The organism is Martinezella sp. CNPSo 3732, from assembly GCF_057784515.1.
On record NZ_JBXSOO010000011.1, the window covers coordinates 15,212 to 30,521 of the forward strand.

16 protein-coding genes are annotated in these 15,310 nt (G+C 60.2%); 12 read left to right on the plus strand and 4 right to left on the minus strand.

The features are described 5' to 3' along the window. Positions 1 to 2: 2 nt before the first annotated feature. Positions 3 to 992 carry an Ldh family oxidoreductase gene (locus AC13RM_RS18305; protein WP_374819504.1) on the plus strand — a complete coding sequence of 330 codons (990 nt, stop codon included), beginning with the start codon at positions 3 to 5 and terminating at the stop codon, positions 990 to 992. Between the two features lie 261 nt (positions 993 to 1,253). Here the strand turns inward: AC13RM_RS18305 and AC13RM_RS18310 are convergent, their stop codons facing one another. The 4 genes from AC13RM_RS18310 to AC13RM_RS18325 all read right to left on the minus strand — a co-directional run bounded on the left by AC13RM_RS18310 (position 1,254) and on the right by AC13RM_RS18325 (position 4,827). Then, on the minus strand, positions 1,254 to 2,570 hold the full coding sequence (locus tag AC13RM_RS18310; protein ID WP_113231424.1) for a glucoamylase family protein: 1,317 nt from the start codon (positions 2,568 to 2,570) through the stop codon (positions 1,254 to 1,256). 279 nt (positions 2,571 to 2,849) lie between these two features. After that, a complete protein-coding gene (locus AC13RM_RS18315; RefSeq protein WP_374819502.1) occupies positions 2,850 to 3,413 on the minus strand; it encodes a TetR/AcrR family transcriptional regulator in 564 nt (187 codons plus the stop codon). 1 nt (position 3,414) lies between these two features. Beyond that, complete coding sequence (locus tag AC13RM_RS18320) at positions 3,415 to 3,879, minus strand: nuclear transport factor 2 family protein (RefSeq protein ID WP_285177277.1); 465 nt, start codon at positions 3,877 to 3,879, stop codon at positions 3,415 to 3,417. An 84-nt stretch (positions 3,880 to 3,963) separates the two neighbouring features. Then, a complete protein-coding gene (locus AC13RM_RS18325) occupies positions 3,964 to 4,827 on the minus strand; it encodes a DMT family transporter (RefSeq protein WP_374819499.1) in 864 nt (287 codons plus the stop codon). Between the two features lie 87 nt (positions 4,828 to 4,914). Here AC13RM_RS18325 and AC13RM_RS18330 point away from each other — a divergent pair, with 87 nt between their 5' ends. The 11 genes from AC13RM_RS18330 (at position 4,915) to AC13RM_RS18380 (ending at position 15,303) form a co-directional block, all read left to right on the plus strand. Beyond that, positions 4,915 to 6,345: an aminotransferase-like domain-containing protein gene (locus tag AC13RM_RS18330; RefSeq protein ID WP_440478528.1), complete on the plus strand. Its 1,431-nt coding sequence runs from the start codon at positions 4,915 to 4,917 to the stop codon at positions 6,343 to 6,345. Between the two features lie 160 nt (positions 6,346 to 6,505). Continuing rightward, the gene (locus AC13RM_RS18335; protein WP_041678005.1) at positions 6,506 to 7,162 is read left to right on the plus strand and encodes a response regulator transcription factor; all 657 of its coding nucleotides are present in this window, start codon (positions 6,506 to 6,508) and stop codon (positions 7,160 to 7,162) included. Then, positions 7,159 to 8,535: a sensor histidine kinase gene (locus AC13RM_RS18340; protein ID WP_374819495.1), complete on the plus strand. Its 1,377-nt coding sequence runs from the start codon at positions 7,159 to 7,161 to the stop codon at positions 8,533 to 8,535. The genes AC13RM_RS18335 and AC13RM_RS18340 overlap by 4 nt, the downstream gene beginning before the upstream one ends. Before the next feature lie 103 nt (positions 8,536 to 8,638). Further along, positions 8,639 to 9,322, plus strand: coding sequence for an MtnX-like HAD-IB family phosphatase (locus AC13RM_RS18345; RefSeq protein ID WP_374819493.1), 684 nt, complete (start codon positions 8,639 to 8,641; stop codon positions 9,320 to 9,322). Positions 9,323 to 9,342: 20 nt separating this feature from the next. Beyond that, positions 9,343 to 10,761, plus strand: a complete 1,419-nt coding sequence (locus AC13RM_RS18350) for an aspartate aminotransferase family protein (RefSeq protein WP_374819491.1) — start codon at positions 9,343 to 9,345, stop codon at positions 10,759 to 10,761. A 4-nt stretch (positions 10,762 to 10,765) separates the two neighbouring features. Further along, entirely contained in the window at positions 10,766 to 11,719 is a 954-nt protein-coding gene (locus tag AC13RM_RS18355; protein WP_374819489.1) for an arginase family protein, read from the plus strand. After that, complete coding sequence (locus tag AC13RM_RS18360; protein WP_374819487.1) at positions 11,716 to 12,069, plus strand: EamA family transporter; 354 nt, start codon at positions 11,716 to 11,718, stop codon at positions 12,067 to 12,069. The genes AC13RM_RS18355 and AC13RM_RS18360 overlap by 4 nt, the downstream gene beginning before the upstream one ends. Next, a complete protein-coding gene (locus AC13RM_RS18365; RefSeq protein WP_075853579.1) occupies positions 12,066 to 12,938 on the plus strand; it encodes a fatty acid desaturase family protein in 873 nt (290 codons plus the stop codon). The genes AC13RM_RS18360 and AC13RM_RS18365 overlap by 4 nt, the downstream gene beginning before the upstream one ends. Continuing rightward, entirely contained in the window at positions 12,928 to 13,743 is an 816-nt protein-coding gene (locus tag AC13RM_RS18370; RefSeq protein WP_374819485.1) for an alpha/beta hydrolase, read from the plus strand. Before AC13RM_RS18365 ends, AC13RM_RS18370 begins: the two co-directional genes overlap by 11 nt. Next, positions 13,724 to 14,872: a peptidogalycan biosysnthesis protein gene (locus tag AC13RM_RS18375; protein ID WP_374819483.1), complete on the plus strand. Its 1,149-nt coding sequence runs from the start codon at positions 13,724 to 13,726 to the stop codon at positions 14,870 to 14,872. Before AC13RM_RS18370 ends, AC13RM_RS18375 begins: the two co-directional genes overlap by 20 nt. Further along, on the plus strand, positions 14,872 to 15,303 hold the full coding sequence (locus tag AC13RM_RS18380; RefSeq protein ID WP_285177300.1) for an EamA family transporter: 432 nt from the start codon (positions 14,872 to 14,874) through the stop codon (positions 15,301 to 15,303). Before AC13RM_RS18375 ends, AC13RM_RS18380 begins: the two co-directional genes overlap by 1 nt. The last annotated feature ends 7 nt before the right edge of the window (positions 15,304 to 15,310 follow it).

A 15,310-nucleotide genomic window follows, 5' to 3' on the forward strand; every position in this document is an offset into this window, starting at 1 on the left:
CCATGCATCTGTCGCTTGCCGAAGCCGAAACATTGGTCATGGAGGCTTTGCAGCGAAACAGGGTTAGCGCCGAGAGCGCCCGTTCGGTGGCTGTCGCGCTCGTCGCGGCGGAGGCTGCCGGGCAGGGTGGCCATGGTCTGCGCCGCGTCCCCGCCTATGCCGGTCAGGCCAAGGTCGGCAAGGTCGACGGCTCCGCTCAGCCGCAGCTTAGCCGACCTTCTCCCGCCGTGCTGCGCATCGATGCCGGCAATGGCTATGCCTATCCCGCGCTAGACCTTGCCGTTGCCGAGCTTCCGGCCGTCGCCCGTGAGCAGGGGATTGCGCTTGCCGCCATCAGCCGCTCCCATCATGCCGGCGTCATGGGCCTGACGGTGGAGCGCTTTGCCGATCAGGGGCTGGTGGCGCTGATGGTTGCCAATGCGCCGGCCTCGATGGCGCCCTGGGGCGGCAAGACACCGGTCTTCGGCACCAATCCGATCGCTTTCGCTGCACCCCTTCCTGGCGACGAGCCTGTTGTCATCGACCTGGCGCTGTCGAGGGTGGCGCGTGGCAAGGTGATGGCGGCGCGGCAGCAAGGCGCCTCGATCCCCGCGGACTGGGCTTTCGACCGCGAGGGGAGGCCGACCACGGATGCCGAAGAGGCTTTGGCCGGCACGATGATACCGGCCGGCGATGCCAAGGGTGCGGCACTCGCCCTCATGGTGGAGATCCTTGCAGCCAGCCTGACCGGCGCCAACTATGCCTTCGAGGCTTCCTCGCTCTTCGACGACCAAGGCGCTCCGCCTGCGCTTGGCCAAACGATCATCGCAATCAATCCGGCTGCGACGAGTGCCGCGGATACGGCGCAACGGCTGGCCTTGCTGGCAGGCGAAATCACCCGAGATCCCAATGTCCGCCTGCCGGGCCGACGCGGGCAGAGTTCACGGCGTCTTGCGTTGACGGAGGGTATTACCGTCGAGGACGAGGTGATTGCGGCGATCGAGAAGCTTTGAGGTGTCAAAGGTGTTGGTCGGGTGAGTGTTTGCTGCGCCTTCGAGCACGGCCCCTCACCCCAGCCCTCTCCCCGCCAGCGGGGCGAGGGAGTTATTGCGTGAAACAAGGCACTGCATTCATGAGGCTTGTGCTGGTGAGAGGGTATTCGCTCAGCTCGGTCGTCCCCCGCCCCCGCTTGCGGGGAGAGGGTTAGGGTGAGGGGTCACGCACATTTTTGCTAGATTGAAGTAGACGACCGGTGGCCACCCACGATCTACAGATCACGCGATAGCCTTCTTCTCATCCAACCAGCCGCCGGTGAAGCCGGCGCGTTCGAGGCCGGTGCGGAGGATCGGTGATTGCCGCATCAGGTTCCAGATCATGCCAGTGCGGGCGTTTTCGATCATCATGACGAGCAGGCCCTGGTCGATGGCGACGGAGCGATCATCTACCCATCCTTCCGGGCCGGGACCCTTGACGCTCGGATTGAAGCCGCCGGGGAAGCGACCGTCGAGCAGCAGGTTGGGATAGGTCGCAAGCAGCGCCCGCGTGCCGTCGAGTGCGGCCTGGCGGTCGAAAGCGAGGCAGGACAGCGGCCCCCAGGGCGCGATGGTGCCGTCGTCGGGACCCAGCGGCGCGCCGCGGGCGGCATAGCCAAAGACTTTCGGGGCATAGCGCAGGCTATGTTTGGTGCCAGTCGGGTTCGGGCCGTCACAGGCGGATAGGCCCCAGATATCCTTCGTATAGCCGACGAAATGGCCGGGATTGCGCTCGGTGTAATCGCGCTGCACCGCAATTGCCGCCTGCGTATTGCGGAAGTAATCGGTGTCCTTGTCGGCGACGTGCTTGTCGCGGATGTCGCGGAAATCGATCCAGGCATGCGAGAAGAGGTGGATGAACAGCGGCCCGGCATAAAGGAAGGGCGTGTCCTTGAACATCATCCACGTATAGGTTGAGGCAAAAGCATCGTAGCTTGACGGCGGGACGGAATGCGTCGGCGAGGCCAGCGCCAGCACATAGAGGAAAATCGCTTCGTCATAGCCCTGATAGCGCCAGCGCAGAAAGCCGCTTGCCGGCTTCCAACCCATGCTGATGGTCTGGCCCTTGTTCAGAGCCCAACGCCAGTCGCAGCGCTCGTAGAGGAATTTCGCCTGCTTGCGGAGATCGCGCTCGACCTGGCTGTTTCCGGTGAAATAGGCGGCTGCGGTCAGGACGCCGAGCAGCAGCAGGCCGGTGTCGATCGTCGAAAGCTCGCTGTTCCAGGCACGCTTGCCGGTCTCCATATAAAGGAAGTGATAGTAGAAACCGCGATGGCCGGTGGCGCCGCGTTCGGTGCCCTGCTGACTATCGGCAAAGAAATCGAGGGCCGCCAACACCCGTTTGGCCGCATCGGCCCGGCTGATCCAGCCGCGCTCGACGGCGACCGGATAACTCGATAGCGCGAATCCGACGGCGGCAATGCTGCAATGGCTCGTCTTGATCGAGGTATCCGCCACCAGTCCGTTTTCCGGATTGGTATAGAGCATGAAATAGTCGAACGCCGAGCGTTGCAATTGATCGATCAGCGCGTCGTCGGTTTCTGTTACCTGCTGCAGCATCTTCTATCCATCTCCTCGATGCTCCCATTCCCTGCTGAACATGGGAGCCTGGAGAGTTGCAAATCAAACATGATTAACGATGACATACTTTTGTGGAGGATTCTTTAATATCAGTGGGTTGTTGAAGTGGTCATCCCCAACCCTGAGGGCTTGAAGATGCCCTTTCCAGGCAATTTGCGGCGATATCGCCAGCAGAAGTGTGCAAATAGCGGTTGGTGCGAGCCCGTTCGGCAAGGGGCGAAGCAGTGGCTGTGCAGTGATTCGCATCGACGAGATGGTTTAGCCGAGCGCGGTTTCCAGCCGGTGCTTCAGCCGCACCAAGGTTCTGCCAAACACTGCCTCATCTCCAAGGGCTCGGGCAAGCGTCAATGCGCCCTGAATGCCGATGACGGCCTCTTCGGAGAGCATTTTCGCGTCGGTGTCTGGCGTGCCTGCCCTGAGCAAGGCGCCGGCAAGCGCTTCGATCCAGCGATGGAAATAGTCACGGATAGCGGCAGAAAAGCGATCGCGCGTTTCATCCAACGCAAAGGCGCCGATCAGGCAGACGCGGCGGCCGGAGCGGAAATAGCTGTCCGTCATCTCCCACATGCGGGCAATGGCGGCGCGAGGGTCTTCCTCTTCGAGCGGCTTGAACATTTCGGTTACGAACCAGGTGTCGATATTGGCCATGATCTCGGCCGCCATCTCTTCCTTTCCGCCTGGAAAGAAGTGATAGAGGCTGCCTTTCGACAATTTCGTGCGGGCGGTGATCTCGCTCATCGACGCGCCCTCGTAGCCGAGCTCGCGAAAGACTTCGGCGACGAGGGCAATGGCGTCGGATTTTTCGAAGACGGTACGCACCATCTCAAAGGCCGAGGTCGGAAAGATCCGGATGATCGTCCGGCCGGCGGCCGAGCGGCCAGTGGAACTTCCGGTCCTCTTCTCTGATCGGCATGTCGTTGATGGAGGCGAAGCGACGTTGCATCAGGCCATCGGCATCGAATTCCCAGTTCTCGTTGCCGTAGGAACGGAACCAATGACCGCTATCGTCATGCCATTCATAGGCAAAGCGCACGGCGATGCGATTGCCCTCGAAGGCCCAGAGTTCCTTGATCAGCCGATAGTCCAGTTCGCGTGCCCATTTGCGCGTCAGGAACTCGACGATTTCCTTGCGGCCGCGCGGGAATTCGGCGCGGTTCCGCCACTGGCTGTTCTCCGTATAGACTTTGGAGACACGCTCCGGATCGCGGCTGTTCCACCCGTCTTCGGCCATGCGGACCTTGGCGATGGCGGTTTCGCGGGTGAACGGCGGGACGAGTGGGGTCGGCATGATGTACTCCTATAAACCGATTTGTACTAAATAAACCGATCGGTTTATAGGGTCAAGCGGCGATATTTTATCGCGATGCTGGTTTCAATGGGCGAACTTCCTGGCTCCGGCGACGCATGCGACAACGGCGAGGGTTACGACGAGCATCGACCAGCTGACGCTTTCCTTGAGAAGGGCTGCGGCAAGCGCGAAGCCGAAGAAGGGCTGCAGGAACTGCAGCTGGCTGACGGCTGCGATACCACCCTGGGCGAGCCCGCGATACCAGAAGACGAAGCCGATCAGCATGCTGAAGAGCGAGACATAGATGAGGCCGAGCCAGGCAGGGCCGCCGATGCCGGCAATGCTGTGCGGCATGGTCATGAAGCAAAGCGCGATGGTGACGGGCAGTGACAGGACGAGAGCCCAGCAGATGACCTGCCAGCCGCCCAGCCGGCGCGAGAGAACGGCGCCCTCGGCATAGCCAAGGCCGCAGACGATCACGGCCGCAAGCATCAGGAGGTCGCCGACCGGCGAGGCCGATACGCCTTGCGTCAGCGCATAGCTGCAGACCAGCGCGCTGCCGAGCAGGGAGAATATCCAGAAGGCTGGGCGTGGCCGTTCACCGCCGCGCAGTACGCCGAAGATGGCGGTCGCCAGCGGCAGCAATCCGATGAAGACGATCGAATGGGCTGACGTGACGTGTTTCAGCGCCAGTGCCGTCAAGAGCGGAAAGCCAACAACACAGCCGAGTGCGACGATGATGAGCGAAGTGATGTCGCCGCGGGTCGGGCGCTTTTCGCGAAAAGCGAACAGCAGGCCGAGGCCCAGGAGGCCGGCGATCGCGGCTCGGGCAACCGTCAGGAACAGAGGGTCGAAATCCATCACTGCCACCCGCGTCGCCGGCAGCGAGCCGCTGAAGATCACCACTCCCGTCAAACCATAGATCCATCCCGTCGTCGTTTTGTCCATCGCGCATGCTCCTTCTTGATCTTCGCGGTATCAACGCATTTGTCTGGTCAAGCCAGAGACGGTGCAGTACAATTTGTGCGAACTGTTATGGTTGAAGGTGCAGTACGGATGGACAATGTCTCGACAGCGGCCATTGGCGGAAATACGCGGATCGAAGGCGTGATGGCGGCGATATCAGAGCGCATCGCTGCGCGCAGCCTTGTACCCGGCGCGCGGCTTCCCTCCGTGCGCAGCTTTGCCAGGACGATGCAGGTTTCCGTTTCCACGGTTGTTGAAGCCTACGAGCGGCTCGCGGCCGAGGGAGTGATCCGCTCGCGGCCGGGATCCGGCTTTTATGTCTGCGGACCCCTGGCGCCGCTATCGCTCTCCGAAACCGGAGCGAGATCGGGCCGCAATGTCGATCCGCTGTGGATCTCGCGGCAATCGCTCGAAGTCGGCGACGATGCCCTGAAACCGGGCTGCGGCTGGCTGCCGCCTTCGTGGCTGCCCCAGGCCGCCTTGCGCAAGGCGATGCGGACGCTGGCGCGCGGCGATATCGGAGTGCTTGCGAATTACGGGACACCGCTCGGCCTGCCGCCGCTGCGGCAGCTGCTGGCCCGACGCCTTGGCGAGCATGGCATCACGGTGTCGCCGGATCAGATCCTGTTGACGGAATCCGGCACGCAGGCGATTGATCTTCTCTGCCGTTTCCTGCTCGAGCCGGGCGATACCGTGCTGGTGGACGATCCCTGCTATTTCAATTTTCATGCGCTCCTGCGGGCGCATCGCGCCAAAGTCGTTTCCGTGCCTTTTACGCCGACTGGGCCGGATGTCGAACTGTTCGGCCACGTGCTCGAACGGCACAAGCCGCGGCTCTACATCACCAATTCCGCCATCCACAATCCGACGGGGGCGACGCTCTCGCCCGTAACGGCACACCGGCTGCTGAAGCTGGCGGATGCTGCCGGGCTGACGATCATTGAGGACGATATCTTCGCCGATTTCGAAGATGTTCCGGCGCCGCGTCTCGCCGCTTATGACGGGCTCGACCGGGTGATCCATATCGGCAGCTTTTCGAAAACGCTTTCGGCCTCCGTGCGCTGCGGCTTCATCGCGGCGCGGCGGGATTGGATCGACGGGCTCATCGATCTCAAGGTCGCCAGCAGCTTCAGTTGCGGGCAATTGTCGGCCGAGCTTGTCTATCTCGCGCTGAAGGATGGAAGTTATCGCAAGCATGTGGAGGCGCTGCGTGTCCGGCTTGCGAAGGCAATGGCTGAGGTTCCGGCCCGGCTGGAGGCGATCGGTATCACCCCATGGCTCAAGCCGCATGCGGGCATGTTCCTCTGGTGCAGGCTGCCGGAAGGGCTTGATGCCGCCGACCTTGCCCGTGCTTGCCTCGCGGAAGGGGTCATCCTTGCGCCCGGCAATGTTTTCAGCCTCTCGGATACGGCCGGACGCTTCATGCGCTTCAATGTCGCGCAGTCGACTGATCCCCGGATATTCGAGGCGCTGGAGGCCTCCATGCGGAAACTGAGATAGCATTTTCCGCTAGTGGATTGCCGAGCGTTTTCGGCCTGTTCGGGAGATGCACGACACACTGCTCTTGCCAGGCGGAAATGATCCGTCATAGCTTTGCCACATGGCCGCTCCAATTGCGGCTCACATCCGCTATGGAATACACCGCTAAGTGAGGTCGGTCGTGCGCGTTCTGCTTGTTGAAGACGACAATATCCTCGGCTCTTCGCTGAAGAAGGCGCTGGAAAAGCATGCCTACGGCGTCGACTGGATGCGCGACGGCGAATCCGGCCTCGAAGCGGCGGCGCATTCGCATTTCGCTGCGATCGTGCTCGATATCAATCTGCCGCAGCTGAGCGGCATGGAGGTGCTGCGGCGCATCCGGCAGCGGGGAAATTCCGTGCCCGTGCTGCTGCTGACGGCGATGGATTCCGTGCGCCAGAAGGTCGAGGGCCTGGATGAGGGCGCTGACGACTATCTGGTCAAGCCGTTCGATCTCGACGAGCTGCTGGCGCGGCTGCGTGCGCTCATCCGCCGGCGCGACGGACGGACCGAAAGCGTCATCCGCTGCGGCGACGTGGAGGTCGACCCCTCGGCCATGGTGGCTCGCAAGGACAATGTGCAGGTCCATACCACGGCGAAAGAATTCCATCTCCTGAAGCTGCTCATGGAGCGCAGCGGCCGATATGTGACGAAGAATGATATCGAATATGCGCTCTATGATGCGGAAAACACCGTCGAGAGCAATACGATCGAAGTGACGATCTACAATCTGCGCAAGAAGCTCGGCACCGATTTCATCAAGTCGATTCGCGGCGTCGGCTATATGATCGAGCGATGAACAACTCCACGCTTACCCGCAAGCTGTTTCTGCGCATCGCGCCCGTCGTCGTGGTGACGATCGTCGTGATCGCCGCCTTCGCCTTCAACAGCGCGACGCGGGAGATCAACAATATCTACGATGCCCAGCTCATCGACGATGCCAACGTGATCTGGAGCCTGCTGCGCCGGCCGCTGGAAAAGAATCCGGACCATAGTGCCAAGCAGATCGACGATATCGACTTCAACATGGACAATCAGCTGGCCTTCAACGAAGACGCCGATGATTATGCCGATGCGCATATGTTTCGCGCCTGGGTCGACGGCAAGATACGCTTTTACAGCAGCACGGCCTTCCTTTCTGACGTCCCGCAGCAGAAGGTGGGTTTTACCACGCTGACCTATGGTGGGGACGAGTGGCGCGTCTATTCGCTGCCGATCCCGAACACGACCATCGTGATCGAGCTTGGCGAAAAGATCGCGCTTCGCGAAACGCTCGTTTCCAACATTCTCCTCAATCTATTCTTTCCGCTGCTGATGCTTGTGCCGGTCATTGCCTTTCTCATCTGGCTCGGCATCAATAGCGGTCTTCGCACCATCCACGGACTGGTGCGGCAGATCCGCACGCGATCGCCCGATGATCTCTCGGCTATCCCCGTCGAAGAGCTGCCGCGCGATCTGCTGCCGCTTGGCAGGTCGATCAACCAGCTGCTCGAAAAGCTCGGTCAGTCACTGACGCTGGAGCGGCGCTTCTCCGACCTTGCCGCGCATCAGCTGCGCACACCGCAGGCGAGCGTGAAGCTGCTTTTGCGAATGCTCGAAAATAGCGACAGTGATCAAGAGCGGCAGGCGATCATTTCCGATCTCGTGGCCAGCAACAACCGCACCATCCATCTGATCGAGCAGCTGCTGCGGCTCGCCAGGGTCAGTCATCACCCCCTTAATCTCACGTCGATCGAGCTCTATCACTGGATGGCGTCGCTCATTGCCGAACTCGGCAATATCATCACCAGCCGAAAGCTCGACGTCGTGCTGGAAGGGGATGAAGCGATCCAGGTTAGAACCGATGAGGCGCTGCTGCGCATGCTGGTCACCAACCTGCTCGACAATGCAATCAAATACACGCCTGTCGGAGGGGAGATCAAAGTTTCGATCGCCTCGGAGGACGGTTTTGGTTGTATTTCCATTAGTGACAGTGGTCCCGGCATTCCGCCGCACGAAAGGGAAGCGGTGTTCCAACGCTTCTACCGCCTCCATACGCTGCACACGGAAGGGGCCGGACTTGGGCTTGCAATCGTCGCGGACACTGCAGACCGCCTTTCGGCAACCGTCGATCTCTCGACGTCCCGTCTGGGTAGTGGTCTCCAGGTCGATTTGAGATTGCCGCTCAGCTAAAACTCACGGCCTCGTCGTTTTTCATTTTCGCATCATTTTCCGCTCATGCCCGGCTCATCTGAGGTTGTTAGACGCAACTTAAGATAAGGCGAAGGGGTATTTCATGCAGGTGTTTTGCGATTTTGATGGAACCATATCCATCGAAGACGCGACGGATATGGTGCTAACCCGTTTCGCCGGTTCCGAGTGGGAAGATATCGAGCAATTGTGGAAGCAGGGGCTGATCGGCTCCGGCGAATGCATGCGCCGGCAGATCGCTCTCATCGAGGCAAGCAGAGGCGAGCTCGACCGGTTCCTCGATACGTTGGCGATCGATTCCGGCTTTGAGGCTTTCCTGTCCTTCTGCCGCCGCGGCGAATTGCCTGTCACGATCGTCAGCGATGGTGTGGACTATTTCATTCGGCGCATCCTGGCGCGTCACGGCATCGAAGGTCTGCCGATCGTTGCCAATGTGCTGACCTGCAGCGTTTCGCAGGGCCGCGAATCCTATTCGCTGTTCCCGCCATTTGCGGCAACCGGCTGCGTATCTGGCGCCGGTGTCTGCAAATGCCGTGTCGTCGATAGCAGCGACCTACGGGTCTACATCGGCGACGGGCGAAGCGACTTCTGCGTTTCCGACAAGGTCGACCTCGTTTTCGCCAAGGCCAAGCTTGTCGATTACTGCGAGGAAAACGGCATTCCCTATGTCGGTTTCGAAGACTTTTCCGACCTGCTTCCAAAGATGGAAGCCGTTCTCCCGAGCGTCGAGCGACGCTCCCGTGCACTGCCGCAAGTCAAGACGGCGTGAACCAGACCAAGAGGCATTGAATGAAAACGAATCTAGCCGAAGCCTTCAGCGGTGAGACCGAGTCCGTCCGCTCCGAAGAGGAATTGCGTGCTCTTGAGGAGCTCTATTGCTCCCATGGCGACACGGTTCACTACACGGACAAGCCGAAGTTCTTCGAGGAATGCGAAGGCTCCTATGTCTACGATCGGACCGGAACGCCGTTCCTTGATCTGCAGATGTGGTACTCTGCCGTCAATTTCGGCTATCGCAACGAGCGCCTGAACGAAGCTGCCCATCGCCAGCTCGACCGTCTTCCGCAGGTCGCCTCGCAATATCTGCATCGCGAGAAGGTTGAGCTTGCGGCAATGATTGCCCAGGACGCCGAGCGCAAGTTCGGCCATAAGGGCCGTGTTCACTTCAACGTCGGCGGCTCCCAGGCCGTCGAGGATTCCCTGAAGCTCGTGCGCAACTATACGGGCGGCAAGAGCCTGATGTTCGCCTTCGAGGGTGGCTATCACGGCCGCACGCTCGGCGCTTCGGCGATCACCTCGAGCTACCGCTATCGCCGCCGCTACGGCCATTTCGGCGATCGTGCCCAGTTCGTTGAATTCCCCTATTACTTCCGCGGCCCGAAGGGCATGTCGAAGGAAGAATACGGACATTATTGCGTCCAGAAGTTCGCCCGCCTGTTCGAGAGCGAATATAACGGCGTCTGGGACCCCAAGGCCGGCAAGTCCGAATATGCCGCCTTCTATATCGAGCCGATCCAGGGCACGGGCGGCTACGTCATCCCGCCGATGAACTTCTTCGTCGAACTGAAGAAGGTGCTCGACGATCACGGCATCCTGCTCGTCGTCGACGAAATCCAGATGGGCGTCTACCGCACCGGCAAGCTCTGGTCGATCGAGCACTTCGGCGTTTCGCCGGATGCGCTGATCTTCGGCAAGGCGATCACCAACGGTCTCAATCCGCTTTCCGGCGTCTGGGCCCGCGAAGAGATGATCAATCCGGAGATCTTCCCGCCCGGCTCCACGCATTCGACCTTCGCTAGCAACCCGATGGGCACCGCCGTTGCGCTCGAAACGATGAAGATGCTGGAAGAGCAGGATTTCGGCGCTGCGATCATGGAAAAGGGCGCGCATTTCCTCGACGGGCTGAAGCAGCTGCAGAAGCGCCATGCCATTGTCGGCGAAGTCGACGGCCTTGGCCTCGCCCTGCGCATGGAAATCTGCAAGGATGACAGCTACACGCCGGACAAGGCGACGATGGACTGGATGTGCGACGAAGGCATGAAGGGCGATCTTCAGGTCGGCGGCAAGACTTACGGTCTCGTGCTCGATGTCGGCGGCTACCACAAGAACGTCATCACGTTTGCTCCCAACCTGCTCATCACCCGCGAAGAGATCGATCTGGCGCTTGCCCTGCTCGATCAGCTTCTGACGCGCGCTGCCCGGAGATAAGACGGTGCAACTGCTGCTTCTTCATCTCGATGATGCTTTGGAGTTGCAGCCTGACTTTGTGCGCGCCTGCAAATTTGCTGGCGCGCACCAGTATTTCGGCAAGGATGCGGGGCAACAGGTTCGGCTGTGGAGCAAACAGAGCGCCCTTGATGATCTCAGTCGCGAGATCGTCAAGAACAGGCCGACGACCGGCAAGGACCCGCAATTGTGCTTCATGGGCTCCGGCGACTTCCACCATGTCACGGCCCTGCTGCTCGATGGCGCACTCGAACGACAATCCGGTGCGGCCACACTGATCCATTTCGACAACCATCCGGACTGGGTGAAATTCGACGGCGGGATGCATTGCGGCTCCTGGGTCAATCGTGCCCTCGCCAATCCCTGCATTCAGAAGGTCATCACGATCGGCGTCTGCAGCCATGATCTTCGCAGCCCCGAGCGCAAGGGAGCCAACCTGCACTGGCTCGGCGACGGCAAGCTGGAACTCTATCCTTACGAACATCCGCCAAGCCGCGTACTGGCCGATTACGGCACCGGCGCCAGCTACCGGCAGGAAAGAGGCGCGCTGCACTGGAAATCGATCGTCGAGATCGGTGAGGAAAATTTCATCGACCACATGCTCAGCCGCATTCGCACCGAGGCGGTCTACGTGACGATCGACAAGGACGTGCTGGCAGCCGACGATGCCGTTACCAATTGGGATCAGGGCCGCATGCGCCTGCCCTATCTCCTGGCTCTGATCAGCGAAATCGGCAGCCGTCACCGTATCATCGGTGCGGATGTCATCGGGGATTATTCAACTCCGAGTTATGCTGGCAGCCTTCGGACACAGTTCATGAAGCGCGCGGAGATCTTCATCGATCAGCCGCGTATGCGGCAGGGTGCCGAAACAATGAGGAATATCAACAGCGCGGCCAATCACGCCCTGCTGGAGGTGCTGGCGGAGTATATGCAATGACTGGCAGCCTGACACTTCCCATGCTTGGGCTCATCTTGTTCTGCGTGGTCGCGGAAACCGCCCGCGAAGTCTGCTTCAAGCAATCCGCCAGTAAGAACGCCCCCATTGAGGCGCTGGCAAAACCGGTCACCTGGCTTGGCATTCTGCTCTGGGCCGTGGAGCTTTTCGCCTGGACGGCCGTTCTGGAGCACGTGCCACTGACCATCGCTTTCCCGCTGATGGCGATGAGCTATGTCGTCATCGTGCTCGCCGGCGCCGTCATCTTCAAGGAAAACATCAACCTGCGCCACGCGGCGGGCGTGTTTCTCGTCACCGCCGGTGTGGTTTGCGTGGGAGTTACAGGACTATGAAAATCTTTGCGCACACCCGATGGGACCTGGCACCGGTACTTGCCGCCGTCGCCCATCTCGCCTTCGACGTCTATCTGATCGTCGGCTTCGAAAGCCGGCCGCTTTGGCTCTCAGCCATTCTCGGCTGCCTTTACGCCGTTTCGATCTCCTGGAACATCAACAGCATATCGCACAACTTCATCCATACGCCCTATTTCAAGCCGCGCTGGATGAACTACGGCTTCAGCCTCCTGGAGTCGGTCGCGATCGGCTTTTCGCAGACCTATTATCACTGGGTGCATATGCGCCATCATTCGGGCAACAGCGACCGTCCGAACGAAAAGGGCGAGACGATCGACATGCTGTCGATCTATCGCTATGGCCGCGACGGCCAACCGGAAAACGTTTGGTCCTATACGTTCCTGAGCTTCTTCCGCGACAGCCTCGGCGATATTCACAAGGCCATTGCCCGCAATCGTCCGTTCGATGCCGCCTGGGGGCGGTTCGAGCTCTATTTCTTCCTGGGGCTTGCCGCTATCGCGCTGATCTACGATTGGAAGGCAGTGCTGTTCTTCGTGCCGTTTTACTATATCGGCAACTGCCTGTCGTCGCTAAACGGCTATTACGAGCATCTGAACGGTGATCCGGACGAGCCGATTGCCTGGGGTGTTTCCAGCCATCAGCCTTTCTATAACTGGCTGTGGTTCGGCAACGGCTATCACGCCGAGCATCACTATCGGCCGCGCACCCACTGGACGAAGCTTCCGGCGCTGCACGACCAGATCAAGGAAGAGCAGGAAAAGAACGGCACGCATGTGATCAGCACCTGCCATGCGCTTGGCTTCATGGCCAAGGAAAACCGGCAGTCGGAGCTATCTCATGAAAGCTGATGAATTGAGCTTCTTCATGGAGGGCTCAAATGGCAAGGGCGTCCTTCTGGTCCACGGACTGACGGGCGCGCCTGCCGAAATGAAACTGGTGGCTCGGCATCTCAACCGCAAGGGCTACAGCGTCTATGCGCCGCTGCTGGCCGGCCACGGCGTCGATGCAAAGACGTTGCGCCAGACCCGCTGGGAAGACTGGCTCGCCTCGGTCGTCGAGGCATCGGAGCTGCTGGCATCCAGAACGCAGGAGGTCTTCGCTGCCGGTATCTGCGTCGGTGGCAAGCTCGCCATGCTGGCTGCCGAACAGCAGAAGAAGACTATCAGTGCCGTCGCGATCTACTCTCCTTGCTTCAGTTACGACGGCTGGGACGTTCCCTTCTATTATCCGCTGCTGGCCTCGCAGATCGGCTGGCTGTCGCGCGTTCCGTTCCTCGATCGGCTGAGCTTCAGCGAAACGACCTCGCTCGGGATCAAGGACGAGCGCATGCGCCGGTTGATCGGAGGCATGTCGAGCGAAGGGGTTCTGGAAAAATTCCCCGGCAAGGGCCTGGTCGAGATGCATCGGCTGGGCAAGACGCTCCGCAGGATGCTGCCGCAGATGCGGACGCCGACGCTGATCCTGCATGCCGAGGATGACGATCTCGCCAGCCCGAAGCATGCCCGCTATATTTCCGAGCATATCGGTGCTCCGCATGAGCTGAAATGGATCACGGACAGTTATCACATGATCCATGTCGACCGGCAGCATCGGCAGGTGGCCGATTTCACGGCCGACTTCTTCGAGGCGCGTCATGTCGCAGCCGCTGCTTAAAATCGTGCCACAGTCGATGGGGGACCCGGTGGCCGAAGTTCACTTCAGCATCCGCGCCGTCGGCCGCGACGCATGGAATGCATGCTTCCCGAATGACGTCGAGGATTATGATTGCCTGCTAGCGATCGAGGAAGCCGGCCTCGAAGGGTTCGAATGGCGCTATATCACCGTTACGGAGGGTGGGCGCGTGAGCGTCGCCATGCCGGCCTTTGTCTGCCTTTACGCTCTCGATACGACGCTGGATGAGGGATTCCTGCGTCGGTCCGTGCGTAGCGTGCAGCGATATTTTCCAGGTTTTCTGAAGCTGCGCCTTGCATGTTTGGGATCGCCCTGCACCGAAACCGGTGCGATCGGCTTTCATCCCGACATCTCGCAGAACCGTCGCCGCATGCTGCTGACGGAGATGTTGTCCTTCTTCGAGCAGGTCGCCGCGACGGAGCGTTGTGCGCTGATCGGCCTCAAGGATATTCCGGAGCAGGCTTCGGCCGAGTTCGGCGATCTGTTTGCCGCGCGCGGCTATGCTTCGATCGGCGCTCTTCCGACGGCGTGGCTCGACATCGATTTCAAGACGATCGACGACTATCTCGCCAGGCTTTCGGCTGGCACCCGCAAGGATATGCGCCGCAAAATGAAATCCTTCGACCAGGTCAGGGTGGAGATGCGGACGGATTTCGGCGAGTTCCTGCCTCAGGTGATGGCGCTCTATCATGACACGCGCAATCGCAGCGAATGGCAGTTCGAGGAGCTGACGCCGGCCTATTTCCAGGGCATTCTCGCCCACATGCCTGGCCGCTCCTTCTGCGCCTTCTATTTCGTCGAGGACAAGCTGCTTGCCGCCAATCTGATCGTGCATAACGAGCGCGTTGCTATCGACAAGTTCTTCTGCATGGACGGGGAAAAGGGCCGGCCCTATAATCTCTATTTCATCAGCTGGTTCACCAATCTGCGTTACTGCCTGGAGAACGGCCTGAGCCGTTATCAGAGCGGGCAGGCTCATTATGCAAACAAGGTCCGCCTCGGCAGCAAGCTGACCGCCAATGCGATGTATTTTCACCATCGCAATCCTTTGCTTCAGAGTGTGCTGCGACTGGTATCGCCGCTGTTCTCGACAGACGAGGCGGATGCGTAATGCCCAATATGCGTTTTTTCTGGCTTGCCGTGCCGGTGCTGAGCACGCTGTACCAAGTCCTCATCAAGCTCGGTGCCGGACACTTGCACGATGAAGGCATGCAGGCATGGCTGTGGCAAGCCCTTTCTTCTCCATGGATATTGCTGGCCATGGCCATCGAGATCGTCGGCTTCTTCATCTGGATGAATGTGCTGGCCGAGCTCGATCTGAGCCGCGCCTTTCCGCTTACGGGCATCAGCTATGTGCTTGTTGTCGCGACCGGCTGGTTCGTCTTCGGCGAGCGGGTGGTCGCCCTGCAGATGGTCGGCAGCGGTTTGATCCTGACGGGCGTCTGGCTGATTGCAGGCGCCGGTGTCGAGACGGAGGAGCATCATGAGGAATTGGAGCCGAAGCAGGAGGAACTGCGTACGGGGACCGGCAAGGATAGGTGATGTCCAA